Annotated in this window: 11 protein-coding genes and 1 tRNA gene; 8 read left to right on the top strand and 4 right to left on the bottom strand. The window is 38.7% G+C overall.

Features of this window, described 5'->3' with window-relative positions:
* Positions 1-130: 130 nt before the first annotated feature.
* From AAOP42_RS09200 to AAOP42_RS09185, 4 genes are all read left to right on the top strand, one after another.
* The gene (locus AAOP42_RS09200) at positions 131-751 is read left to right on the top strand and encodes a sterol desaturase family protein (protein WP_349528202.1); all 621 of its coding nucleotides are present in this window, start codon (positions 131-133) and stop codon (positions 749-751) included.
* A 285-nt stretch (positions 752-1,036) separates the two neighbouring features.
* Positions 1,037-2,134, top strand: coding sequence for a vWA domain-containing protein (locus AAOP42_RS09195; protein WP_349528201.1), 1,098 nt, complete (start codon positions 1,037-1,039; stop codon positions 2,132-2,134).
* Positions 2,135-2,137: 3 nt separating this feature from the next.
* Positions 2,138-3,652: a sigma 54-interacting transcriptional regulator gene (locus AAOP42_RS09190; RefSeq protein ID WP_349528200.1), complete on the top strand. Its 1,515-nt coding sequence runs from the start codon at positions 2,138-2,140 to the stop codon at positions 3,650-3,652.
* A gap of 59 nt (positions 3,653-3,711) precedes the next feature.
* Positions 3,712-4,434, top strand: coding sequence for an ABC transporter ATP-binding protein (locus AAOP42_RS09185; RefSeq protein ID WP_349528199.1), 723 nt, complete (start codon positions 3,712-3,714; stop codon positions 4,432-4,434).
* Here AAOP42_RS09185 and AAOP42_RS09180 read toward each other — a convergent pair.
* The 4 genes from AAOP42_RS09180 to AAOP42_RS09165 all read right to left on the bottom strand — a co-directional run bounded on the left by AAOP42_RS09180 (position 4,426) and on the right by AAOP42_RS09165 (position 9,582).
* On the bottom strand, positions 4,426-5,784 hold the full coding sequence (locus tag AAOP42_RS09180) for an HTTM domain-containing protein (RefSeq protein WP_349528198.1): 1,359 nt from the start codon (positions 5,782-5,784) through the stop codon (positions 4,426-4,428). The genes AAOP42_RS09185 and AAOP42_RS09180 overlap by 9 nt on opposite strands.
* Positions 5,771-6,874: an imelysin family protein gene (locus AAOP42_RS09175; protein WP_349528197.1), complete on the bottom strand. Its 1,104-nt coding sequence runs from the start codon at positions 6,872-6,874 to the stop codon at positions 5,771-5,773. Before AAOP42_RS09175 ends, AAOP42_RS09180 begins: the two co-directional genes overlap by 14 nt.
* Before the next feature lies 1 nt (position 6,875).
* The gene (locus AAOP42_RS09170) at positions 6,876-8,291 is read right to left on the bottom strand and encodes a di-heme oxidoreductase family protein (RefSeq protein ID WP_349528196.1); all 1,416 of its coding nucleotides are present in this window, start codon (positions 8,289-8,291) and stop codon (positions 6,876-6,878) included.
* A 94-nt stretch (positions 8,292-8,385) separates the two neighbouring features.
* Positions 8,386-9,582, bottom strand: a complete 1,197-nt coding sequence (locus AAOP42_RS09165; RefSeq protein ID WP_349528195.1) for an imelysin family protein — start codon at positions 9,580-9,582, stop codon at positions 8,386-8,388.
* A 382-nt stretch (positions 9,583-9,964) separates the two neighbouring features.
* On the opposite strand from AAOP42_RS09165, the gene rpsA reads away from it, so the two are divergent.
* The 4 genes from rpsA to AAOP42_RS09145 all read left to right on the top strand — a co-directional run.
* Positions 9,965-12,187, top strand: coding sequence for a 30S ribosomal protein S1 (gene rpsA / locus AAOP42_RS09160; RefSeq protein WP_349528194.1), 2,223 nt, complete (start codon positions 9,965-9,967; stop codon positions 12,185-12,187).
* 123 nt (positions 12,188-12,310) lie between these two features.
* Positions 12,311-12,381: transfer RNA gene (locus AAOP42_RS09155), tRNA-Cys, on the top strand.
* A 655-nt stretch (positions 12,382-13,036) separates the two neighbouring features.
* Positions 13,037-13,945, top strand: a complete 909-nt coding sequence (locus AAOP42_RS09150; RefSeq protein WP_349528193.1) for a LytTR family transcriptional regulator DNA-binding domain-containing protein — start codon at positions 13,037-13,039, stop codon at positions 13,943-13,945.
* Between the two features lie 420 nt (positions 13,946-14,365).
* The coding region (locus tag AAOP42_RS09145; RefSeq protein WP_349528192.1) for a DUF8202 domain-containing protein at positions 14,366-26,132 on the top strand (11,767 nt) is incomplete at its 3' end.

Raw genomic sequence — 26,132 nt, 5'->3', positions numbered from 1 at the left:
TTAGACTCATGATATTGATTATTTTAATTGCCTTTTTTTTGATTTTATTTCTTTGATCGGTTGTCACAAATTAAATTTGTCTCATATAATTGCATTATCTGGAAGTTTTTCTGGATTAATTTGATTTATTATGCTGGATCATAAGAGTATTAAACCCGAAATGAAGGGAACGACAGTTTTGTCTAAAAGCCCTTTTATTGAGAGAATAACCCGAACTCATATAGCTATTCCTTTGGTTATGTTTTCTATATTTTCCATTGGTTTGGTTTATTACGGTAGTGCAAAAATAGGACTGAATATCCCAGCGGTTATGGTTTTATTCATCGTAGGTTTTTTGTTGTTTACTCTGGCTGAGTATATCATGCACCGCTTTCTTTTTCACATGAGTGAAGATACTGAAGCTAAAAAGAAGTTTGTTTATACCGTGCATGGTGTTCACCACCACTATCCTAAAGATAAAGACAGACTAGCCATGCCAATACCGGCAAGTGTGACCCTGGCTTTCTTGTTTTATTTGTTTTTTAAAGTAATAATGGGTGATCTGGTATATGGATTCCTCCCGGGATTTTATATGGGTTATGCATCTTACCTATGGGTGCATTATATGGTACATGCTTTTCAACCACCTAAAAACTTTTTTAAGATTTTGTGGGTACACCACGGAATCCACCATTACAAACAGCCGGAAAGAGCGTTTGGTGTATCATCTCCTCTGTGGGATGTGATTTTCAGAACCATGCCTACCAAATAATAAGGGTATAATTATTCCCATTTTTTGTGATCTGTTTTCTTTTTGGCTTTTCCTTCTTTGGGTTCTAGCGATTTTAATAAGGTGTGACTAATAAAAGTCACAATATCAACAATGAGGGTTGCAAATATTGGTTTCCTGCCAGCCATGTGTTTAGAATGAAGGTAAAAACAGATTGTTTACTTAAATTAAACGAAATAATCGCTAAATTAAAAATCTGAATCACAGGTTTGCTGTTAAACAATCCTGATGTATTGTATTGATAAAATAATTTCCCCAAATAAGTAAATGATAGGCTACCGGATTACGGATTTTGTACCTGACAAGAACAAAGATCAATCAGCTTTTGATAACCTGTGGAATATCCTACAGCAGCTATTGTTGATTACATCAGGAGATGTAAGTGAGGCACTTAGTTGGTTGACCAATGTTGACAAGCAATACAACATTACCAACGCCGATTATGGTATGGGGGATTTTATAGAAGACCTGAAGAAGAAAGGCTTTCTGACTGAAGATAATCAAACTGGTGAATTTAAGATCAGTGCTAAATCCGAACAGGAAATAAGAAAAAGTGCACTTGAAGAAATCTTTGGCAAACTCAAAAAATCAGGAAAGGGTGAGCACAAAACTTTTCATTCCGGATTGGGAGATGAGCGAAATTCGGATATGAGAGAATATAGGTTTGGAGACACTCCTGATCAGATATCAATGACGGATTCTATTCGCAATGCGCAGATCAATCATGGTTTTTCCGATTTTGCACTTACAGAAAATGACCTGGAAGTGGAGGAGCGAGAGTTTAAAACTCAGACTTCAACGGTATTGATGATTGATATCAGCCATTCTATGATTTTGTATGGAGAAGACAGAATTACTCCTGCAAAAAAAGTGGCGATGGCTTTGTCCGAGTTGATTCTCAGAAAATATAAAAAAGACACACTAGATATTATCGTCTTTGGCAATGACGCCTGGCAAATAGAGATTAAAGATTTACCCTATTTAAAGGTGGGGCCTTATCATACCAATACGATAGCAGGATTGGAGTTGGCAATGGATTTACTGAGAAAAAGGAAAAATAGCAACAAGCAGATCTTCATGATTACAGACGGGAAACCTACTTGTATGAGGAAAGGCATTAAATACTATAAGAATAGTTTTGGTCTTGATCCTCAGATCTTGAATAAAACGTACAACCTTGGAGCTGCTTGCCGCAGGCTCAATATTCCGGTAACTACATTTATGATAGCCTCTGATCCTTACTTAAAGGAATTTGTAAAAGAGTTTACCAAAATCAACAATGGCAATGCTTATTATAGCAACTTGAAGGGGCTTGGAAATTTGGTGTTTGAGGATTTTAAAAACAATAGAAAGAAAAATTTGTAGCGTATGTCGTATAAAAAATTCTCACCAGAAGAAGTGAAGAAGATAAGTACTTTAGGTGAGTTGAAAAAAGCAGGTTATCTGTCTCAAACTATTAAACAAGAGTTGAGAAGAAACCTGATTTCGAAGATTCAAAATAAAGAAGATGTATTTGAAGGTATTTGGGGTTATGAAGATACGGTTATTCCTGATATAGAAAGAGCGATTTTATCCGGGCATAATATCAACCTGCTTGGATTGAGAGGCCAAGCCAAAACCAGAATAGCACGTCAGATGATATTACTGCTGGATGAATACATGCCAGTGATAAAGGGTTCTGAGTTAAATGACGATCCTTTAAATCCTATTTCAAGATTTGGCCTTGATGCTTTAAGTGAACAAGGTGATGATTTAGAGGTGGAGTGGGTGCATAGAAATGACCGTTATACTGAAAAGTTGGCTACTCCTGATGTATCGATTGCCGATCTGATAGGTGATGTCGATCCGATTAAGGCAGCAACACTTAAACTTCCATATTCAGATGAAAGAGTGATTCATTACGGACTGGTACCCAGAGCGCATCGCGGAATTTTTGTAATCAACGAATTGCCCGATCTCCAACCAAGAATTCAGGTGGCCTTGTTTAATATTCTACAAGAAGGAGATATTCAAATAAGAGGATTTAAGTTGAGATTACCGCTTCAAATACAATTTGTATTTACAGCAAACCCGGAAGATTATACAAACAGAGGAAGCATTGTTACTCCTCTGAAAGATAGGTTGGGCAGCCAAATTATCACCCATTATCCTAAATCTATAGAAACAGGTATGAAAATTACCGCTCAGGAAGCAGCTATAGCGGATGACATGCAAGTGGATGTGGAGGTGAATGATTTTGCAAAGAGGTTGATCGAACAGATAGCAATAGAAGCAAGAAATAGTGAGTATGTAGATGCAAAAAGTGGCGTTTCTGCAAGATTGACTATTTCTGCTTATGAAAATTTGGTTAGTGCTGCAGAACGGAGGGCTTTGAAAAATGGAGAAAAGGAAACTTTTGTGAGAATTTCTGATTTCATCGGCGTTATTCCGGCGATTACCGGAAAGGTGGAGTTGGTGTATGAAGGAGAACAGGAAGGGCCGGGAATAGTAGCTCAAAGTTTGATCGGAAAGGCTATCCGAACAATGTTGCCTGATATTTTTCCAAATCCTGAAGAAGTTCGAAACAAAAAAGGGAGTGTAGATCCATATAAAGCGATTTCTACCTGGTTTGAGAAAGGTAATATGATTGATATTTTGAATGATTATACTCAGAAAGAATATCAGGAGGTGTTGAATTCAATTACAGGATTAGAGGAGTTGATTAAAAATCACTGTAAGGCTAAAAATGCAAACGAAAAATTGTTCTTAATGGAGTTTGTATTGTTTGGATTGGTAGAGTACAGTTACCTTAGTAAACATGCATTGGAAAAAGGTATTCAATTCAATGATTTATTGAGCAGTATGATCTCTTCATTTGATGAAGATGAAGAAATCGACTATTAATGTATCAAATTAGAAACTAATAACGTTATAATTTTTTCTATAACCTTCAACTTAATTTTATGTCAGAAATAATCAGTACCACCGAAATTGCAAGGAAGTATGTGATGGGTTCGGAAACCATTCATGCCTTGAAGTCTATTAGCATTAAGATCAATAAAGGTGAGTATGTTGCCTTTATGGGACCTTCAGGGTCGGGCAAATCTACACTGATGAATATTATTGGTTGTTTGGACACACCGTCTTCTGGTCAGTATATTTTAAATAACAACGACGTAAGTAATTTGTCAGAAAGTGAATTGGCTGAAATCAGGAATAAAGAGATAGGTTTTGTTTTTCAGACATTTAACCTTTTACCCAGATCTACTTCTTTGGAAAATGTAGCTTTACCGCTGATATATGCCGGATATAGCAAATCTGACCGGGAAGAAAGGGCTGAGGCAGCTTTGAGAGGAGTGGGGTTGGAGGATAGAGGATCGCATAAACCTAATGAACTGTCCGGTGGTCAGCGTCAACGTGTGGCTATTGCCCGTGCTTTGGTAAATGATCCCAGTATCATTCTGGCTGATGAACCGACAGGAAATCTTGATACTAAAACTTCATATAGTATTATGGAGTTGTTTGAGGATCTTCATAAAAAAGGAAATACCATCATTATGGTAACTCACGAAGAGGATATAGCAAAATATGCACACCGTATCATTCGTCTGAGGGATGGGTTGATAGAGTCTGATGAGATCAATGAAGATATAATGAGCGTTGAAAAGTTAACAGCTTCAGTTTAATTCAACTGATTCTAATTCTTCCTCTTTTACAATTATTTCAGATAATTGGAATTCGCTTTCTATTTCAGTTAAATCGATATTTGGATCAACTAATGGTTGACTTTTTCTGCCGTTGAGTGACACAAAATTCTTTACGTTTATTGACATGTCAGCAATTCCTTTTTCCTTAAAATCTGATTCTAAATATTTTGCAAATTGCCAGATCATGTCAGGCTGAAACGACATTTGTTTTTCCTGAACCTTAGTCAGGTACTGACTGGGATGAACTGTCCAGTTCTTTTGAGAGTCTTTATCCTTGACAATAAATTCACAGTAGCCTGTTTTTTCAACAACCATTACATGCCAGGCAAATCGATAACCTTCTTCTGTCCATCTCAAATTGCCTTTGTACAGATGATGACGCAGTGGCAATATAATTTGAATTATGAAATATCCCGTCATTATATATTGTAACGACTTTGTTTTAAATAGAAAAATGGGTTTTCTTTCATTTATAGCCTCAACATTTGTTTGTTTGAAAAATATTTTTTTCCAGTCCTTTTCATCAAAAAATATAAGGGCGGAAAAAATCATGATAAATGGAAACATACCAATGTTGAAAAGTGTCCAGGTCATCAAATGAAATATAATGACAAATACAAAGGCGTATGGCCTGGTTTTTCTTTTCAAAAGAAAAAACGCAATGGTAAGGTCATACACCATCCCCGTCCAACTGAATAGATAAGCTACCCATGGTTCGTTGAAAAATGACCCCACAATTGGGGTATCAGTTCTGGCTGATAGCCATATTTTTAATGGTTGGGCAAGGATGAGCCAGTCATAATTTATTTTGGCTATTCCGGCGAAAATATAAGTCAGACAAATTTGCCATTTGATTATTTCAATCAACCACTTGGTTACATTGGTTTTTCTCACATGAGGAAATAAAATCGTATCCAATGAAAATTTACCATTAGCAGGTAGAAAGATTAACAGAAAGGAAATGAGGGAAACAAAATAGTAATGATTGAGGTAAAATGATTTGTCTATTAATTCTAAATAGGTGAATGATAAAAAAAATAGAATAATGGATATTCTATAAAAGAGTCCCAGAGATACACAAAGAGCCAAAAGGATTGTAGCTACCACCAGAGAATACATCCAGACTTCAGGAAGGGGAGTGATCCAGCTAAATCCCGGATATGTGAAATGAAATTTTGGAGCCAGATAAAGCTCTTTAACCCACCCTTTAAGTAAAAATCTTATTTGAGAAGCTACCATTAATAATCCGAAAGCAATCCGGAAAATTATTAACGGTTGGAGGGAAACCTTTGAGTTTAAGCTTTGGTAATAAGCCTTAATCCCCGTCATTGTCGGTGAAGGTAATGGTCGAACCCAATACGTTGGCCAAATCTACTTTCAGTAGGATCAAAAGCTCACCAAAAGTATCGTATAATGCCACTACTTGTTGATTTTCGGAAATTACTGCACTACCTAATTCATTCTGTATTTTGTCAATAGATTCATAGCAAGATTGAATCTGATTAAGAATACGTTCATTGAGAGCAATAGATTCTGATTGTATGAGAAACTCATCAAACCCTACCCGAAAAGGAGCTTGAGAGAATTCACCAGTGTAGCATCTTTCTATGGTTTTCAGATTGGCTTTTATCATTTGAAGAGAAGCAGCACTATTGTAGCCTTCTGCAAGGCTTGGCATTGGAGTTCCTCCATTGCTATTACCTAATACTTTGCCTACTTTAGTTTGTACTATTTCTTCCAACAGGTTGATCAGGTTATTGATTAACTTATTTTGCCCGCCTTCAAGCCCGCCACCTGCTTGCGTTTCAAACTCGTTTTGATAACCTGTCCACATCGAGTTGGTTGACTCTGATACCTCAACTAAGTTTTCCGAAAGTGATGAAAGATAATCTAATCTTCTTGAGTTGCTGAAATCATTCAACACCTCAGAGGTGTTTTTTTCTTGGTTAAAAATCAAATATTCTATGGCAGCAAGTCCTTTAGCATTAGAACCACGAGATGCTATGTACGATTTATCAATAATGTCTTCACCGTTGATAGCTGTTTCTATAGTTGTTGCATTGACAGGCCATTTGTCAATAGAGTTGTGAATAAAACTCTGCTCAACTGGTCCTTGGTTGTATAATTCACATCTTTTCCAGACCAAAATGGTTTCCAGCCACTGTTTCCTGAGTTTAATTAGATTCTCTTCATTAAGTTGATTGGTGAATGTGATAGAAACATTACTTAGTTTGGCACACTCACCTGCAAATAATGCATGCAATGGAGCGATTTCATTTCTGAAAGTGTTTTTAAGCTGACCTTCTCTATAATAATCTAATTCGGAGTAAACCACTGTGCCATCTGAGCAAGATGGGATGATCAATGCCGCTAAGGAAAGAGTGATTAATACAATGATTGATTTTTGGAATACCGTCATCTTAAAGTGATTCTAAAAAGGTAATTAGATGTTGTCTGTTTGATAACTCAAGGGCTAAGAAGGCATCTTTAGCACTTTTTCCTTCACCATCGTGCCAAAGTATGGCTTCTTCCAAATTTCGAGCTCTGCCGTCGTGCAAAAAGAATGTATGGCTGTTTACTATGTTTACCAGCCCAATGCCCCAAAGAGGAGCTGTTCTCCATTCTTTACCATTGGCTTCAAAGTCAGGTCTGTTGTCGGCCAGGCCCTCTCCCATATCGTGCAGGAGTAAGTCGGTATAGGGTCTGATTTCCTGATTAGATAGAGCCTCAATACTTGGATGCTGACCTGTGGTCAATTTCGGAATGTGGCAATTTTGACAACCAATTTCATTAAAAACTTTCTTCCCCTTCAATACCTGTTGGTCATCCCAATTTCTTCTGGCAGGCACAGCCAACGTACTGGAGTAAAGTGCTATTTTGTCAAGGTCATCATCATCAATTTCAGGTTCACCGCCATTTGCCAGGTCATCACAACCTTTAACACAATTTTCGTCAGGAAATAATCTGCTTGTGATTCCTATGTCACCGTTTAGTGCACCCGCAGATTGCTGAAGCACGGTTGGTTGGTTTGCTTTCCATCCGAATCTACCAATGGTTTTACTTTGTTTTTCAACATTCCAGACATAGTTAGGTTTGCCACTTATGCCATCATTATTAGAATCGTTTTCGTCAGCCATGGCAACAATGTCTTGTTCTGATACGGCTTCAAGAAGTCCTAATCCAATCATTTGTTGCGCTACTCTTGGAGAAATCTGTGTATCAGCACTCAAGTCTCCGTAGTTTAATCCTAACAACTTATAAAGCGGTTTTCTCAGAGAGTATTTTGTTCCATCTTCATATTCTCCTGTTACTTCACTGTATAGAATTTCAAAGCCACCTTCTTCCATTATACCTAGTATGGACTGGTCTTGTAGCTGTCCGCCGTAATTGATGTCTGCTGAAGAGCCTCCGTGAGCATCCAGAGTATTGCTGCCCAGTCTTAATAATAGCCCGGTATTGAGCTCTCCGCTGAATTCCGGTGGCCTTCCTCGGCCGTCTTTAAAGTGGCAGGAACTACATGCTCTGGCATTGAAGTAAGGACCCAGACCGTCACGAGCGGTAGTTGAGGATGGTGACGTTACCCAGTTTTGGTTGAAAAAAGAATTTCCTACGAAAAAAAGCAGCCCCTCGTCTGAGGATAAATTAGGGGCTTGCAAGCCAAATGCATTGGGAGATTCATCAAATATAGTAGTAAGACCTCCGGATAGTTCTTCATTTTCTTCAGGGAAAAGTGTAGGATCTATTTCGTCACTGCCACAAGATATAATTGTTATAGCTACAGACAATAGTGTTAATAATCTAAGAAGCATCAGTGATTTTATAATAGAGAATGCCATTTGTTTCTTTTTGCATTGCAAAAAGAAACAAATGGCAAATTAAAAACTAACAATATTTATAGAAAAGCCTCTTTTACAAGGGGATTTTCGGGTTTTAGTCTGGCAAGCCTGTATTTATATTAAAACCTAGTACAGTAGCTACTGCTGCAAAATTGTCACCGAGAGTTCTAAGTTCGTTCACAGCTTCAATGATTTTAGGCCTTTCGGTATCATCATTTATCGCATTGTCAAATGGAATACCCACCGCATCTACTTTGTCAAAAGCCAGATTGAGTTGCGCAAGTATAGAGGTAGCCAATTCAGGATTCAATTCTTCCATTAAGTCATGTAACCCTTTTCCAGATACAACGGTATCATCTACTCGCGTATATGAACCCAGATAAACATTTTTTACTCCCTGTGCATCCTGTCTGGTGTCTCTATGTGTGTTGTCACTGAAGCAAGAATGCTCATCTTCCTGATCTCTGTTGTCGTAAGCAGTGAAAATTCTTTCCCCGGCCAACTCAGACTTGGATAATACCCCAATACCTGTTAATATATTTTTTAAAGCGGTAGAAGAATTCAGGGCAAGGAAAGTTTCTCTGTAGTTTCCGGAATTGTCAGGATTCCATTCATCAACCATCAATTGTAAGTGATCCAAGAGTAATGAAGCACATACTTCCATGTACTTTCTTCTTCGGTCCTGATTAGAGGCAGTTCCCTGATCAACAAAGTCTGTATTTGGTCTTTGACCTGGCATTTTTGCTGAAGGATCTGTTAAATCCTGCCCCCATAATAAAAATTCAATTGCATGGTATCCGATGCTTATGTTCTCTTCTCCTCCTTGTTCGTTAAGTGATTCCAGTACATCTTTAGAGATAGTTGGAAATGAATTGGGGTCGTTGATAATGCCGGCAGTAGAATTTCCTTCCACATAGTCTATATATGCTTCATCCAGTGGCCAGGCATTCAAAAAACCTTCTGGCCCGTCTTCATCATCAATAGGGCCACTTGCAAATCTGTATGCTTCAGTTTGTAGATATGGTTCTCTTGAATCCAGCCAGGCTTGTTTCGCAGCTTCAAACTTTGTAGTGCTGGAAGGTTCGGCTAAAAATGCCGTGATGGCTGTTTGCAATTTAACAGCTTCATTATAAGAGTCAACATAGCTGGCATATACTATGTTAGCATAGGTTTCCATTACTTCTTGTTTTAACTGCTCCTGAGTATCAACTATCGGTTCATCATCCCCACAGCCAACAAAGACTGACATGCAAAATGTCATTCCTATTATTACTTTATAAGTTTTTTTCATTTTATTGTTATTTAGACCTATTAAAAATAAGGAAGCAAACTTATGTCTCGTTTCTTGAAAAATCAAGATTGTTTAGAATTATTCTAAATAATTTCCTGGTAAACTTTTAGAAATTGAATCTAAGGATTTATGGTTATCCAATATAATTTAGCTAAATAGTGAAATCAGCCTGTTGTTTGTACTTATGTATTTCTCTTAACTGTGGCAAATGCCTTTTGATGGTGTCTGTGAATATCGGCGAGTAAAAATCTACTTGCATTAATCCCATTATTATTTAACTTTGCGCTCCGTTCAAAAGAACGGGTCTCTACGTGGAGATTTTTTTATAATTAAAGATACACCTGATAACTCTAGGGTTGTATTGTAAACAGAGTTGAACAAAATGGAAAACAAAGAAGAATTAGAAAACGGCAAGGAAGAAGTTCAAGAAACAGTTGTAGAAGAAACTGTAGCTGAAACAGCATCCGAAGAAACGGTAGAAGAACCTTCTACAGAGGAAACCGCTGCTGTTGAAGAACCAAAAGAAGAGGTGGTAGCAGAGGAAGCAATTGCTGTTGAGGAACCGAAAGAAGAAGTGGCTGAAGAAACTGTAGGTGAGACTGAGGAAGAAGTTCAAGAACCAGTTGCCGAAGCAAAAGCTGCTCCAGTAGCAGCGGTTGAAGAAGAGGAAGAATTTGACTGGGATGGTGTTCAAACCAAAGGTTTTGGTGAAGGATATTCTAAAGCTCAAATTGAAGAACTTCAAGAGTTATATGGTGGTTCATTGAATCAGATAGTAGAAAAAGAAGTTGTAGCAGGAACTGTTGTGAGTATCTCTGACAGAGATGTGATTCTGAACATTGGGTTTAAATCCGATGGATTAGTATCTGCGTCAGAATTTAGAGATTTGCCAAATTTGAAAATTGGCGATCAGGTTCATGTATTTATAGAAGAACAGGAGAATGCCAATGGTCAATTGGTATTGTCCAGAAGAAAAGCTAAGATTGTTCACGCTTGGGAAAGTATCCAAAAGGCTCTTGATAACGATGAAGTTATCAATGGTATGGTGAAAAGAAGAACTAAGGGTGGGCTTATCGTTGATATATTTGGTGTTGAGGCTTTCTTGCCAGGTTCACAAATTGATGTGAAACCTATCAGAGATTTTGACATTTTCGTTGACAAAGAAATGGAAGTGAAAGTTGTGAAAATCAACTATACCAACGACAATGTTGTTGTTTCTCACAAAGTATTGATAGAGAAAGATCTTGAAAAACAAAGAACTGAAATCTTAACCAACCTTGAAAAAGGTCAGGTTCTCGAAGGAGTGATCAAAAACATGACCAACTTTGGTGTGTTTATCGACCTTGGAGGGGTAGATGGATTGCTTCATATCACCGATATCTCTTGGGGTAGAGTAAATCATCCTGAGGAAGTATTGAGTCTGGATGCTAAAGTCAACGTAGTTGTACTGGATTTTGATGATGACAAGAAAAGAATTTCTCTTGGCATGAAGCAATTGACCGAACATCCTTGGGATTCTTTGGATAAAACAGTTGAAGTAGGATCAAAAGTATCCGGTAAGATAGTGAATGTGGCAGATTATGGTGCGTTCCTGGAGCTTCAGCCTGGAGTAGAAGGATTGATTCACGTATCTGAAATGTCATGGTCTCAGCATTTAAGAAACCCTCAGGATTTCATCAACATTGGAGATATTCTTGATGCAGTAGTATTGACTATTGATAGAGATGACAGAAAAATGTCTCTTGGCATTAAGCAATTGACCGAAGATCCCTGGACTAAACAAGATGTATTGACCAAATATGATGTAGGTACTACTCATAAAGGAGTGATCAGAAATCTGACAAACTTTGGGTTGTTTATAGAACTTGAAGAAGGAATAGATGGTTTAGTGCACGTTTCTGATTTGTCCTGGACTAAAAAAATCAAGCACCCATCAGAATTCATCAATGTGAATGATGAGCTGGAAGTAAAAGTTCTTGAACTGGACGTTGAGAACAGAAGATTGGCATTAGGTCATAAGCAATTGGAAGAAAATCCATGGGATACTTTCGAAACAGTATTTACCAAAGGATCATCTCATAAGTGTAGCATTATTTCTGTAAGTGACAAAGGAGCTGTTCTTGAACTTCCTTACGGGTTGGAAGGTTTCTGTCCTGCCAGAAATATGAAAAAAGAAGACAATTCTAAAGTTGAAGTTGGAGAAAGCCTTGAGTTTATCGTAACTGAGTTCTCTAAAGACGAAAAAAGAATTGTACTTTCTCATGTAGCGGTTTACTCTGATGTTAAAGACAAAGAGGTTGCGAAGAAGAAAAAACCAACAAGAGAAAACACTATCGAAAAGATCAACAAAGGATCAGAAAAATCTACACTTGGTGACCTTGAAGCACTAAGTGCTTTGAAAGAGCAATTGGAAGATGGTGCTAAAAAAGCAGCTACAAAAAAGGCTGCAGCGAAGAAGAAAGATGAGCCTAAAGCTGAAGCTCAGGTAGTAGAGGATACTCCTGCTGAGGAAGAAGTGAAGGAAACTCCAAAAGCTAAAAAAGAAGCTTCTAAGAAAAAAGAAGAAGCGACTGAAGATCAAGCTGAAGAGAAGACAGAAGAATAAATTTTAAAGGGTGCAAAAGCACCCTTTATTTTCTTTTTCCGTATTGAAAAAAAGTTGATAGAATAAATCAATCAATTTTTGTAGGCAATTCTAATTAGTAATAGATTTGCACTCAAATAAAATGGTCCTGTGGCCGAGTGGCTAGGCAGAGCTCTGCAAAAGCTCGTACAGCGGTTCGAATCCGCTCGGGACCTCATCAAGAAAAAGACTACTCAGGTTGGGTGGTCTTTTTTATTTACAAGGAAGTAGTACTCTTTGGCGTATCCTTCAATTGTAATAGTAGTGTTGTATGCTGACTCGGATCCAGGGTCTAACGGAGTATGTCATCATACCGTTATATAGTATGTTTGATTGTTTTTTTATTCATATATGCCATCTCACTTTCCGGGGTACTCCTAATTCTTTAACTATTTACTTTGTATTGTTTTATTCCCCTTATTTTATTTCAAAATGTTAAAAATTTAACTTTTGTTAGTATTTTTATTTAAAAAAATGCTAAATTCAATTTTTTTAAATTGTTTTCGTCTTTCTATCCTTTCAAGAGCTATGATTTTTCAATTCTATTTGAGTGTTTCTAATTATTTACTTGAATCAATTTACCTGATACACAGAAAGGAACAACTTTCTACGAAAGTTTTAATAACCTAGCCCTTCTTTATAATGTGTCCTGCTTTGAGGAAGGAGTTCCTCTATTCAAGATAGGCATACTGTCAACATTTTTAGTACATGTAATCTACACAGTAGTACAAAGACGTTTTGTGTGTAGAGATTACAAAGGGACAGAAATCTCTTTGGAATTTATGACTCTAGTATTGCTTGTCTTTATCATTTGATCATAACTTAAATCGAATGCGTTTTCTTTCTGCTAAATGTCCCCCAAAGTTTTATTGGTTCTATCCTGAAATTGCTTCTATAGTATTATTTTCAAAGGTTTTTATTGTTTTGATTTTGCTCCAGCCCTTTGAACTGGATCGATTTACTTTTGATGTTCAGCTTTATTTGAGTATGATTTTTAGCATAATAGCTGGAGGTACATATTACTTGTCATTTTTGATAATGGTGAATTATCTTGATGAAAATTGGACTATCGGTAAGGATTTACTTTGGGCCAATAGTATCTTTTTGATTGTAGCCGTTATGGTTTTTTGGTTTTTTGGTTTTTTGGATGGAAAGATAGAAGTGGAGGTACAATTGGAGCCTCCTGTATTTACTGATGTCTTAAAGTATTCTTTTACTATAGGTTGGGTGATGTATTATTTAATTTTTTCAACAGATAGGTATTTAATGAAGTTCGCTCTGCTCTTAAAGTTAAAAAAGAACAAAAAAATTCAAGAGAAATTTGAAAAGAGACCGCTTCAAGTAGAGCCTGAAAAACAAAATAGTCTTTATGTTCGGCTACTTGGTAAAAACAAGGAAGATGTATTGGAACTCAACCCAATGGATATTGTCTTTATAGAAGCACGTGGCAATTATGTAGAAGTCAATTATAAAAGCCACTCTAATGAGATAAAGAAAAAAGTTTTACGAACCTCCATAATTGAATTACAAGTACAACTGAATTCTTTTACTTACTTGTATAACTGTCACAGGTCTTACATAGTTAACTTATATACCGTAATAGAAATGACTGGAACTCTCAAGTCAAAAAAAGCAGTTCTTCGTTGTGTAAACGAGTTATACAATATACCTATTTCCAGATTGAAAATGGAAGAATTTAATAACATGATTGAAGCATACAATACTTCTATTCTGGTATGAACGAGCCAAATAAACTTAAAGATTAGTTAACAAGGAGAGGACATTTAAAATAAATATAGGACATTTCACATAAAAAGAAGATAAGTGAAATAACTATTATGAAGAGTATCTAATAAATATATTTATGTTTGTTAGGATGAGAATAAAAAAGAGGAGCGCTATTTTAAGATTTGATTTCGCGACCAAGCAAAAATCTATCAACGCTCCTCTTAATAATATGCAAAAATACGAATTCATAATAGAATAGTAAAAAATAATTTTTACACTTTTTTTAAATCTAAAGCCGACCAAGCAGAAATCTATCACCCAAGGAAAATGACTATATAAAACATTCGTACATATTGGTATCTAGTTATTAGAAACTGTTCTTTCTTTAGAGATAGATAATGTTTGTTCAGAGCAATTCTGAATCAGAGCATTATGATAAAACATTTACGCAACATACAATTATTGATTGTATGTACCATTTTTTCTTTAAATGTACTAGCAACAGATATTACTGTAACTACTATTAATGACTCAGGAGCGGGATCTCTCCGCCAAGCAATAACTGATATCAATGCAGCGGGTGCAGGTCCGCATAGCATTGTGTTCGATGTAGCACTGAGCGGTAGCACTATTACCATATTGAGTGATTTGCCAATAATTTCTGTGCCAAATGTAACTATTGATGGAATAGGCGATGGCTCTGGAAATATTACAATTGATGGTAATGGAGGTGATATTACCAGATATGTTTTTAGAGCAGATGCAACAGGGGATTTTGCTACTTTCAGAAACTTTATTATTCAAAATACAGGTTATCAGCCTTTTAGCTTCAGTGGTAGCCCTACGGACATTACTATAGAAAATATAGTTGCTTTACATACAGGAGGTAATTATTTTAATTATGGGATTTATTACGCTGGCAATGCATTAAATCTTACAGTATTAAATTTCACCATGACCCAACAGCAAAACATTGGTCATGGTGCTATTTATATTTCTGGTACTGCAACAAATGTGCTAATAGATAATTTTGACTTAAGTGACTCTGGTGGTGGAGGTATTATAGCAATTAGGTTTGGGGGGGCAGCCAATAATGTAACCATCCAGAATTGTGATATTGATTTAGATTTGACAGCAAATGGAAATGATGGTGATTACGGTGTTTTATTTAGTAGCACGGCAACTGACATTACATTAACTGATAACACATTTACCAATATAGATGCGTATGCTCTTTATTTTGCTTCAACAACAACAAATGTAGATATTAACGGTTTCCAATTTATAAATGATGAAGGTGGCACTACGGCATTTGGAATGCGTTTTGTTGGCGTTGCTGATGATATTTCCATGACCAACGTAGAGTTGGACTTAGATCATTCAACTACTACAGATGATGGCGATTACGGAATTTATTTCAATACCACAACTTCTAATGTTACGATTGATGGTTTGACAATACATGATGCGGAGGTTTATGGAATTTTTATTGGCGGTGTATCAACCGATATTAGTATTATCAACTCAACCTTCGATAATTTTGATGGTTACACAGGAAATCAAATGATTCGTTTCAATGGTGTAGTCAATGGCATTACATTGACCAATGTGGATATTGACTTAAATATAACTGATAATGGGGCGAGTTTAGATGATGGTGATTATGGAATCTATTTCTACTCTCATATAAATGATGACGAAACGAAAAATGCCGTTTTTACAGATGTAACTATAAATCAGGCCGATTCTCATGGATTATATACTAGATTAGAAGTAAATAATTTAACCATTGACGATTGTACGTTCTCTGGCAATTCAGAAACAAATACAGCCAATTATGGAGTTGAATTTGACAATAATTACCAGAAAAAAAACATAACCGTACAGAACAGTACGTTCACAAACCTTAGCAGTGCGGCTATGGAGTGGGATATGAGAGGTGCTAATAGTACTTCTAACCTTAAGATTTTAAATAATACTATTAGCGGAACAGTTGCTTCATCTTATGCTGGCTATGGTGTTTGGCTGTACTATAACAATTCTGTTGTTGATTTAGATATTATTGGAAATACCTTTTTCGATAATGCCGCTGAGGCAATAAGTATAAGAGAAGTAGATGGTGTACATATTTCTCAAAACAGTATGTACAATAACCTGGCAGGTATAGATAACCTTGCTAACAATGGAAACAATGATCTCGAGCAATTGGATGGGGACACACCAAGGTTGATGTCTTCAATAGATGCTGGCAGTGGTAATTATGAGGTTACCTTTACTTTGCCAGCATTTTGTACAGATTGTGACGTAGAGTTTTTCACAAACCAAGTTGGCGACAAAAAATACAATGGACGTACTTACACCGATGTAGCTACAGGTCTTTCAGGAGTTGGGCCGCATATCGTTACCGTTAGTGGCGGAGGAGCTACCGATGGTTTTTGGACCACTACGTTAAAAGACAACACTCAAAATGGCTCGGTTTCAGAATTCAGTAGTGCAGTGGCCATTAACCCAAAAGGACCCGCCAATGTAGATGCGGGTATAGCTCTTTGGGCTCGTGCCGATATTTCTGGGCAGGCAGATGGCAATTTCACTGTCGGCAATGGTTGGTTGGATTTCTCCGGTAACGAAAACCACTATGAACAAGCTGTGGCCAGTGACCCTGAACTGGTAAGCAATGTTATCAATTTCAATCACTCCGTAGTTTTTGATGGTAATGATTATTTAAATCAGTTAAATGTTGACCTCAATGCGTTTCCTACAGGAAATGATGACCGTACTGTTTTTATAGTTTCAAAGATAACCACCACTAGTAGTCAAACTGCTTTTAGTTATGGTGTAAATACCACAAGCCAAAACCAATCTTGGCGTTATGAGAATGGGACTTTGCGCTATATAGGTTGGAGCAATGATTTTACAGGAGCAGGGGCTTTTACGGTAAACGAACCTTTTATAGGCAGGTATGACCATAATGGTACAACTGCAAGTATCAATAGTGATGGGCGGGAGGTTTCTACATCAGCAAGAACTTACAATACACAGTTCTCATCAGGCAGTAGCCATATTGGGGTACGAATAGGAACAGCAGGAGAAGCTTTTATAGGCGATATATCTGAAGTGATTGTTTATAATAGAAATTTAACTGATGCAGAAAAAGATAGGATAGAAAGCTATCTGGCACTGAAATATGGCATTACACTAGACCAAACAGTCGCTACCGATTATTTTGCTAGTGATGGCACCACTAAAGTTTGGGATGCCACCGTCAATGCGGCTTATACCAATGATGTTACAGGTATTGGTAGGGATGACGATGGATTTTTTAATCAAAAACAATCCAAATCTATAAATGTAGACGATATAGTAACCATTGGTCTGGGAGCAATCGCAGTGGACAATCCTACAAATGCGAACACTCTTGCCGCAGACAAGAACTTTTTGGTATGGGGCAATGATGATGGAAGTACAGATTTGCAAAGTACCGAATTATCAGGAGCTGCATCAGCCGCATATCGTTTAGCTAGAGAATGGAAAGTTTCAGAAATTGGTAATGTAAGTAATTTGACTATAGCTTTTGACAATGTATCTTCACTAGCATCGAATATTGAACTTCTTATAGATACTGATGGAGATGGCAATTTCACCAATGCATCTGTAATTACTGGAGGTGTAGTAATAGGAGGCAAAGCTACCTTTACAGGTGTTGATTTAAATGATGGAGACGTATTTACATTGGCTTATACAGCACCATCTCCAGGTGGAGTGATTTCTGACCTTCGCCTTTGGCTTAGGGCTGATCAAAATGTGTTTTCTGATGCTGGTGTTACTTTGGCTAACGATTCTGACAATGTGGAATATTGGACAGATGTAACAACGACTAAAGTTTTTGATAATAGCAGTAATGGTGCTGGTGCACAATCTTTCAATTCAATAACAAAAGCAACAAACTTTAATCCTTCAATAGAATTTAATTCCTCGGGTTATTTGGGCAGAGCTTTTGACTCTGATCTTAATAGTGATGACATTTCCATATTCACGGTAGATAAACCCGATAATGTAACGGCAAGTTCACTTTGGAGTTTTAATCGCCATAATAACACTTCTAATAATGGAGGAAGATCCTTCTATTACAGTTCCGCTTCACTGATATCTATAGAAACACCCTATCCCAATACCGGGTCGGGAGGACATGTATTTGATACATATCCAAATTTGGCAACCATAGGAAATATTGCTATTCACGGCATGATAATGACCGGGAGCTCTACACCGTCCGCTACAGATGGAGCCGCAGATTATTATTTCGGAGGCGCAAAAATAGAGACATATTCAGGCAATCAATCAGCTGCTCAGCAAGGGGTTGTTGGCTCATATTATTTAGGGGCTCGTAGAGATGGGAATAATACGCCAAATTATTTTTATGGTGGAGCTATGTCCGAGCATATTCGCTACACAACCATACTAACGGATGCACAAGTACAACGTGTAAATACATATTTGGCAATTAAGTATGGTTCAACACTAGATGCAGATACTGATTTTAATACAACTCCATTTGAAGCCCCAAATGGAGATGGTATAAATGAAGGAGATTATGTACTTTCAGATGGAACAACAATTGTTTGGGATGCATCTGCTAACCAAGCGTATCACAATAACATAGCAGGTATAGGTAGAGATGATTTGTCGGCACTAAATCAAAAACAATCACAATCTGTAAATGAAGGGGAACAAGTATTGATAGGTACAACAGGTATGGCAAATACAAATGCCGACAATGCTGGTACTTTCACAGATGGTCAATTCTTACTATGGGGCGACAATGGATTAGAAAAAGAACCCATTGTATCTCTAACAGGTATTAATGGTGTGAATAATCGTTTCCCTGCGATTTGGAAAGTGAGCAATACTGGTTCTTTAGGAACAGTAAGGGTAATGTGGCCTGAAGAAGGTTTGAACAGCCTGAAACTTATTCAAAGTAGCGATGCAACTTTTGATGGTACGGATATCGCTACCGATATGTCAGCCAATACACAAGCCATCAACGGGGTAACGTATAATTATGCAGATGTTACATTTACAGATGGCCAGTATTTTACTTTTGCATCTTTTGTAGTAGCTCCGGGAGGGGTTGTTGTTGGGCTTGATCTTTGGTTAGATCCCAACGTAAATGTAGTAACTTCGGGCTCCTCAGTAACTCAATGGAGTGATAAGGAATCTCTTTCTGTAAATAATCCAGTTTTAGCTCAGGGTACAACAGCTTTATTACCGACCTTTAATTCTGGAACACCTTCAAGTAATTTTAATCCTTATATTGATTTTACAGGAAAGACGAGATTACATCAAACGGTGACAGGCAGCAGCTATGCCAAGTCGCATAGTATATTCGCAGCATATCACAACAATCAGGCATCTCCGGGAAGTATTTACGCACATTTTATGCGTTTTTCAAGTGCATCCAATTCAGATGGAGGTTCTCATAGATGGGGATTTGGCTACAATACCTACCCAGGAGCAAATTCTGTAAGTATTCATTATATCTCTGCTCCTTTTGCCTCAGGAGGAAGCAAGGGAAACTATACAACCTACCAGTACAATCAATACAATACGAGTAAAGAATGGGCAACAGGAACGACAGGTATTATTAGTGCTATTATTGATCAACCAGGAAGTCAAACAATAGTGGGTTTTGATGGAGATGAAAGTATTAATAATGTAACCATTAATAATGCGGCGCTATCTGTTAACAATTACCTCACTGTTGGAGGAGGAAGCACATACGGACAAAGCGGATGGGGTCAGGAAATCATAGAATATTCTGTCGTTTTGTCTCAGACAGATAGACAAAAAATCAACAGCTATTTGGCAATAAAATATGGATCAACCTTATCTCACAATTACCTGGCTTCAGATGCTACTCCTGTTTGGACTTTGGGCGGTGGGTATGACAATGATATTTTTGGTATTGCCAGAGATGACAATAGCGGACTAGATCAGAGGGTTTCAAAATCAATACTCTCCGATGCAGTAGTAACCATCGCATTGGACAATGATTTTATAAGTGCCAACAACGATGCAGGCCGTTCTACGACTCACACAAGTGATATGCAATTTTTAGTGATTGGCAATAATGGAGGAACTCTTACCAATCAAAGTTCAGAACTTGATTTGTTGGAATATCAGGTGAGGTTGGTCAGGGAGTGGAGAGTGGATAATACTGGAAGTGTAGGTGCCGTCAATCTTAAGTTTGACGGGTTCAACGAAGATTGGTATTTGGTAACTACAACTGATGGGGATTTTTCCAGTAGCATTACTACTTTGGGCCAATTGGATGCCAATGGGGAACTTACAGGAGTAACGCTATTGGATGGGGTCACTTTTACCTTGGCCAGATTTCAAAAAGCACCCGGTGGGGTTACTGCTAACCTTGGACTGTGGTTGAAAACAGACAATGGAGTATTTGATGATGTGGCAGGAACTGATCCTGCTGTTGTAGGGGACGAAGTAAGTTATTGGCAGGATCAATCCTTTATAGGCATTGATGTTGTTGAACGAAATGCAGCACCAACGCTGGTTGTAGGAAATCAAACCAATAATTTCATCAATACACTTGATTTTGCTGCTGCTAACGCAGAATTGGTCAATCTTACCACAGCCACTTTTGCAGCCAGTCAGGATGGTTCAGTATTCACCATTGCCAGCCAACCAACCACAAGCGGTTACAATAGTATTATTGGATTTGGTACAGCAGGCACAGGAGGTCAAGATCCACAATTGGGTACTAAGGATGCATTAACCAACATTTTTGATGGTAGTGACTTTCAACCCGCAGAGGGAACATTTATACCGAATAAATTATCACTTTTTGATTACTCTTGGTCATCAACGGATGCCACTATTGGGTATGATGGCAATAGAGGGAGTAAAGGATCTGCACACGTAAGCACTGATGGCACTATAGAAACGACTATTGGAGGTGATTCTGATAATGGAGGAGAAGATTGGGAGGGATTGATCAGTGAAATAGTGGTCTATACCGATGATTTATTCGGTACTGATTTACAGAAAGTACAATCTTACATGGCTCTAAAATATGGGATTACACTGGATCAAACTTCAGCTACCAACTATATAGCTTCCAATGGGTCTCCTATTTGGACCAATGATGGAACGGAAACCAACGGAACCTTTGATGTTGACGTATTTGGTATAGGTAGGGATGATGCTTCGGAGCTTGATCAGCGTATAAGTAGATCTTCCAATTCAGGGGCAATTGTGACCATAGCACTTGACAATGACTTTGCTACTACAAACAACGATCCAGCCCGTACCACAGCACATACCAACGACTTACAATTTTTGACAGTGGCCAATGATGGTGGGGTATTAACACTTCAGACTTCCGAATTGGACATTGCCGTCTATCAGGGACGGATAGCAAGGGAATGGAAAGTGGATAATACGGGAAGTGTGGGAGCGGTAAACCTGAAATTTGATGGGTTTGGACAAACTGCTGCTACCACTTACTACCTTATTTCAGATGCAGACGGGGATTTTTCTTCAGGATATACTCAATTGGGGCCACTAGATGCCAACGGGGAGATCACAGGGGTGACCTTGGCTGACGACCTGTTTTTCACCCTCGCTGCGGTACAGATAAGTCCGGGAGGGGTAGGAGCGACTGCCAGGCTTTGGTTTAAAGCGGATGATAACGGAGGAGTGACAACCGATGGCACAGATATTACCAATTGGGTAGATAAATCCGATAACAATGCTACTACTTCGCTTCTGGGCACCACGGTTCCACCAACAGCTGCATCCACTATAAAATATAATACCTCCGACAGTGAGTTTTTCAATTTCAATACTACAATTGAGTTTACCAGAGAAGCTAATAATCAGGGATATGGCTTATCTACTCCAAGCTTTTCTGTTGGGGATAATATCAGCGTTTTTATGGTTTATAAAGCCAACTTGGACAATTCTGTTTCAGTAGCTCATGGCAATATTTTTAAAACGGAATATGCGGGAGTAGAAGCATTTAATGGTACCACTCAAAATATTGATCCCGCATCCACCACCAGATTAGAATATAGAGGATTCACGGCTACTCGAAATGATGCTGGCAGCTCAACAATATATGACGATGGAAGTTTAGCCAGCTTTACGAATGTGGGAAATGTAGCCCCTATATCATCCGATTTTGTTATAGGTCATGATGGCACTGCTAATGTCTTCGATGGGAATATAGCTGAGATTATTTATTACGACTCCAATATTGACATTGGAGTGGATGTGCAAAGGGTTCAGTCTTATTTTGCACTTAAATATGGCATTACCTTAGATCAAAGCACTGGAACGGGTTACATCGCATCAGATGGGGTTACGAAGATGTGGGACAAGGATGCTTCTGATGCAGCGACGCATAATAATGATATTTTTGGGATAGGAAGGGACGATGCTTCTGCCTTGGGGCAGCTCAAATCCAAGTCGATAAATAGTGATGCCATCGTAACTTTACTTGCCGAGGGTGAAAGTACGGACGATAGCAACCTTCCAACAAGTTATAATTTCACGGATATTGGCAATCGTGAATTTCTTACGATTGGGAATAATGACGGTGCAGCAACATTTACTGCTACAGGAGCTCCAACGGGCTTGAATATATTGTCACGCCAATGGAGTGTACAAGAGTCGGGTGAAGTAGGTACGTTACAGTTGGATTTCAATATGGCAGATGCAGAATTTGATGTGCCAGCTACAACGCAGAGCCTGCCTTATTTCCTCATTGTCGATACCAATAATGATGGTAGTCTGGCTGATGAAACGCCTGTGTCATTGATAGATCAGGGCAGTGATATTTGGAGGATTACAGGATTGGATTTGAATGACGGCAATGAATTCACATTGGCGATTGCTGCTCCTGTTAAAGAACCATACTTGGGGTATGTACCCTTCGGCGGGGGAAACTTCACAATCGCTCCTACAGCAGCAGGAACAGATAGCAATATTACCGGAGTTGACATTCATTTTACTCCCGATGGAATGACGGCCTATGTACTTGGAGACGATGGAACATCCGGTATTCCTTCAGGCGAAATCAGGGAATACAATGCAACTACTGCTTTTGACGTAACTACTCTTTCCAGTACAGGTAAAGTTTTTGATACTGGCTTTAATGGTGTGTATGGTACAAGGGCTGAAGCCTTCACATTCAGTAGTGATGGAACTAAGATGTTTGTATTGCTGGGTGCTGGGACAATTGAAGAGTACTTTCTTGGCACAGCCTATGATGTTATCAATGCCTATTATACTGGTTCTGGTCAATCTCTTTCAACAGGTCTGGCAGAAGCTACAGCGATAGAATTTAATAATACAGGAACAATAATGCTTGTATCTCAAGCGAGTGCCAATTTAATCACTGAGTATTCTCTTACTGCCTTCGATGTTTCAACTGCGGTGGTCACCGGAAATACACTCAGTGGTGTGGCTTCTGATAAGTGTATGGATATTTTCTTCAATCAGGATGGTACGATCCTATACGAATTTTCTTCTTCAGGTGGAGACAAATTGGTAGGGCGCACCCTAAGCACATCATACGACATTACAACAGTCATTTCCACTTCTGTATCTGTGGATCCTGGTTTGTCAATCTATTCTGGTACCATCCCTAACAACACGGGGTTTGGTATTTCATCGGATGGTATCAGACTGTACGGTGTTGCAGATTTAGGAGTTGGCAATTCAGTTGTGGCAACAACGCTGGGAGAGTATGGCGAAAACCTGATAAATGATGGGTCAATTGATAATGCTACTCCATTGACTATACACATTTCTGGCGATCAGCTTTCTGATGCTGGCACGACCCTGACACATACTTCCGACTACATTATAACCAACCTGCCTGCAGGGCTAACTCCTGCCTTGACAGTTGCTGTAAACGGATATAGTGCTGTTCTTACCTTTACAGGAACTGCAACCAATCATGATGATTCAGAAAACGTAAACTCGCTAAACTTTCAGTTTACCAACTCAGCATTTGTTGGGGCGGATGCTTCCATTGTGACCAATTCCGGTTCAGGGGCGGTTCATGAAAGTAATGTACCGTTAAATTTCCTGGATAATACCGCACCTGGAGGAGTGGCTGGTAACCTTAGTCTTTGGTTAAAAGCAGATGTAGGTGTGACAGGGGGAGCCACAGTAACCCAATGGGACGACCAGTCTGTGAATGAAAACAATGCGACCGCTTCAGATGGAAACCCTGATGGTACTTCAAGCACTGCCAATTTTAATACAACGTTGACCTTTAGTACAAATCAGATGGATGTTAGTGCTCCAGGCGGACTTGGTGTTAATGGCGATTATGAAATATTTGCGGTAGGTTCTACTAGTTCTAATTCGCAGCAAGAGTTGTTAGGTAGCACTGAAGACCAATATAACTTGGTTGTTAATAATGGTACTGGTTTAGAACATACTGTAGATGGTACAACTTCAGTAGTTGGAAATATTGGTGACTACTCTATGGGAATAAGTCGATTGTTCAGTGCACGAATAGCATTGGGGACTAATATTGCACGTATCAATGGGCTTGATGCTTCCACTACACAGGCAGGGGCATCCCCAGGTGATTTAACAACATTACCTATAGGAGTCTCTGGGACGGGGACAAATCACTGGGATGGGGATATTTCAGAAGTTATTATCTATGGGGAAGATGGATCGGTTACAGATCGCCAAAGAATCGAATCTTACCTTGCTCTAAAATACGGTATCACATTAGACCAAACTGCACCACAAGATTACCTAGCCAGCGATGGAACTACGGAAATGTGGGATAAGGACGCCACGAATGCGTCTTCTTACAATAACGATATTTTTGGTATAGGTCGTGATGATAACTCTGCGCTGAGTCAAAAACAATCTAAATCCGTCAATAGTGATGCATTGGTCACATTAGCTCTGGGAGCAATAGCTGTAGACAATACTTCAAATGCCAGCACTTTTGGTGCAGATTTGAATTTTTTAACTGTAGGGAATAACAATGGATCTATTGCAGAATTTAGTACCACAGGAGCTCCTGCCAATTATGAAATATTAGGTAGAAGTTGGTTGGTGCATGAAGAGGGAGCGATTGGTAATGTGGAAATTAGCATACCTGCGAATAGCAGTAGCCTTGCGTCCAAGTTGCCTGCTACACTATCCAATGTGTACCTGATTAAAAGTACGGATACAAATTTTTCGGATGATGTGCCCGAGTTAATGACCCTCAATGGTACAGATTGGGAATTGACATTGGATTTAAGTGACGGAGAATATTTCACTATTGCTGCAATTCCAATTTTGGTAGAATTTACTGATGCCACTTCCTCTGATGATGAAACGTTAGGTGGAAACCTTCCAAGCCTGACTGTTCAGGGTGGAATTATTTTGAGTGATGCTACTGTTGAAGTAGCCTTTAGTGGTACGGCAATTGGGAGTACGGATTATGCTTTTAATGTCCCATCTCCGGTTACTGTTACTATACCTGCAGCAGATTATAGTATGGCCCAAACTGTTGATATTGTTGGTGTAAGTGACCTGAATTTGAGTATTACAGATGATAATACCCCAGAGCCTAATGAGACAATTATTTTGACTTTGCAAAATCCGGGTACATCATTATCAATTGGAGATGCTGATGGAGGTGCTACTACAGAAATAATCACTACCTATACCATCACAGATGATGACCCTAGTGCAACAGCCACAGGTACCTTAATCAGTGGGGTGGCCTTAACGAGGGTAGCCGATGGCTCAGAAGAAGCTACGATCACCGTCCAGTTAAAGAATGAAAATGGAGATGATTTGGCACTGGCTGGCGTAGAAATCCAGTTTGCCACGACCTTGGGCACGTTGAGCAGTACGGGCGCATTGCAGACGGATGCGAGTGGCCAAGTGAGCGTGACATTGACCTCCATGGCAGCAGGTACGGCCGATGTGACCGCCCAGATAGACACAGATAATGACGACACAGTAGATGACACAGTAGTCAATGGCAGTCCGGTACAGGTGGTCTTTACCCCTGGCTCAGCCGATCCAACCAATGGGAATACGACAATAGCAGCAACCAGTCCGGTAGTAGCCGATGGAGCCAGTACGAGTACGGTAACGGTTCAGTTGGCCGATGCGCAAGGCAACCTGCTGACCGCCTCAGGTGGCACAG

This window comes from Reichenbachiella sp. MALMAid0571 (genome assembly GCF_040151475.1).
GTDB lineage: Bacteria > Bacteroidota > Bacteroidia > Cytophagales > Cyclobacteriaceae > CAXBNB01.
Note: the sequence above shows the minus strand (reverse complement) of the source record. Positions and strands in the feature narration are given on the sequence as shown.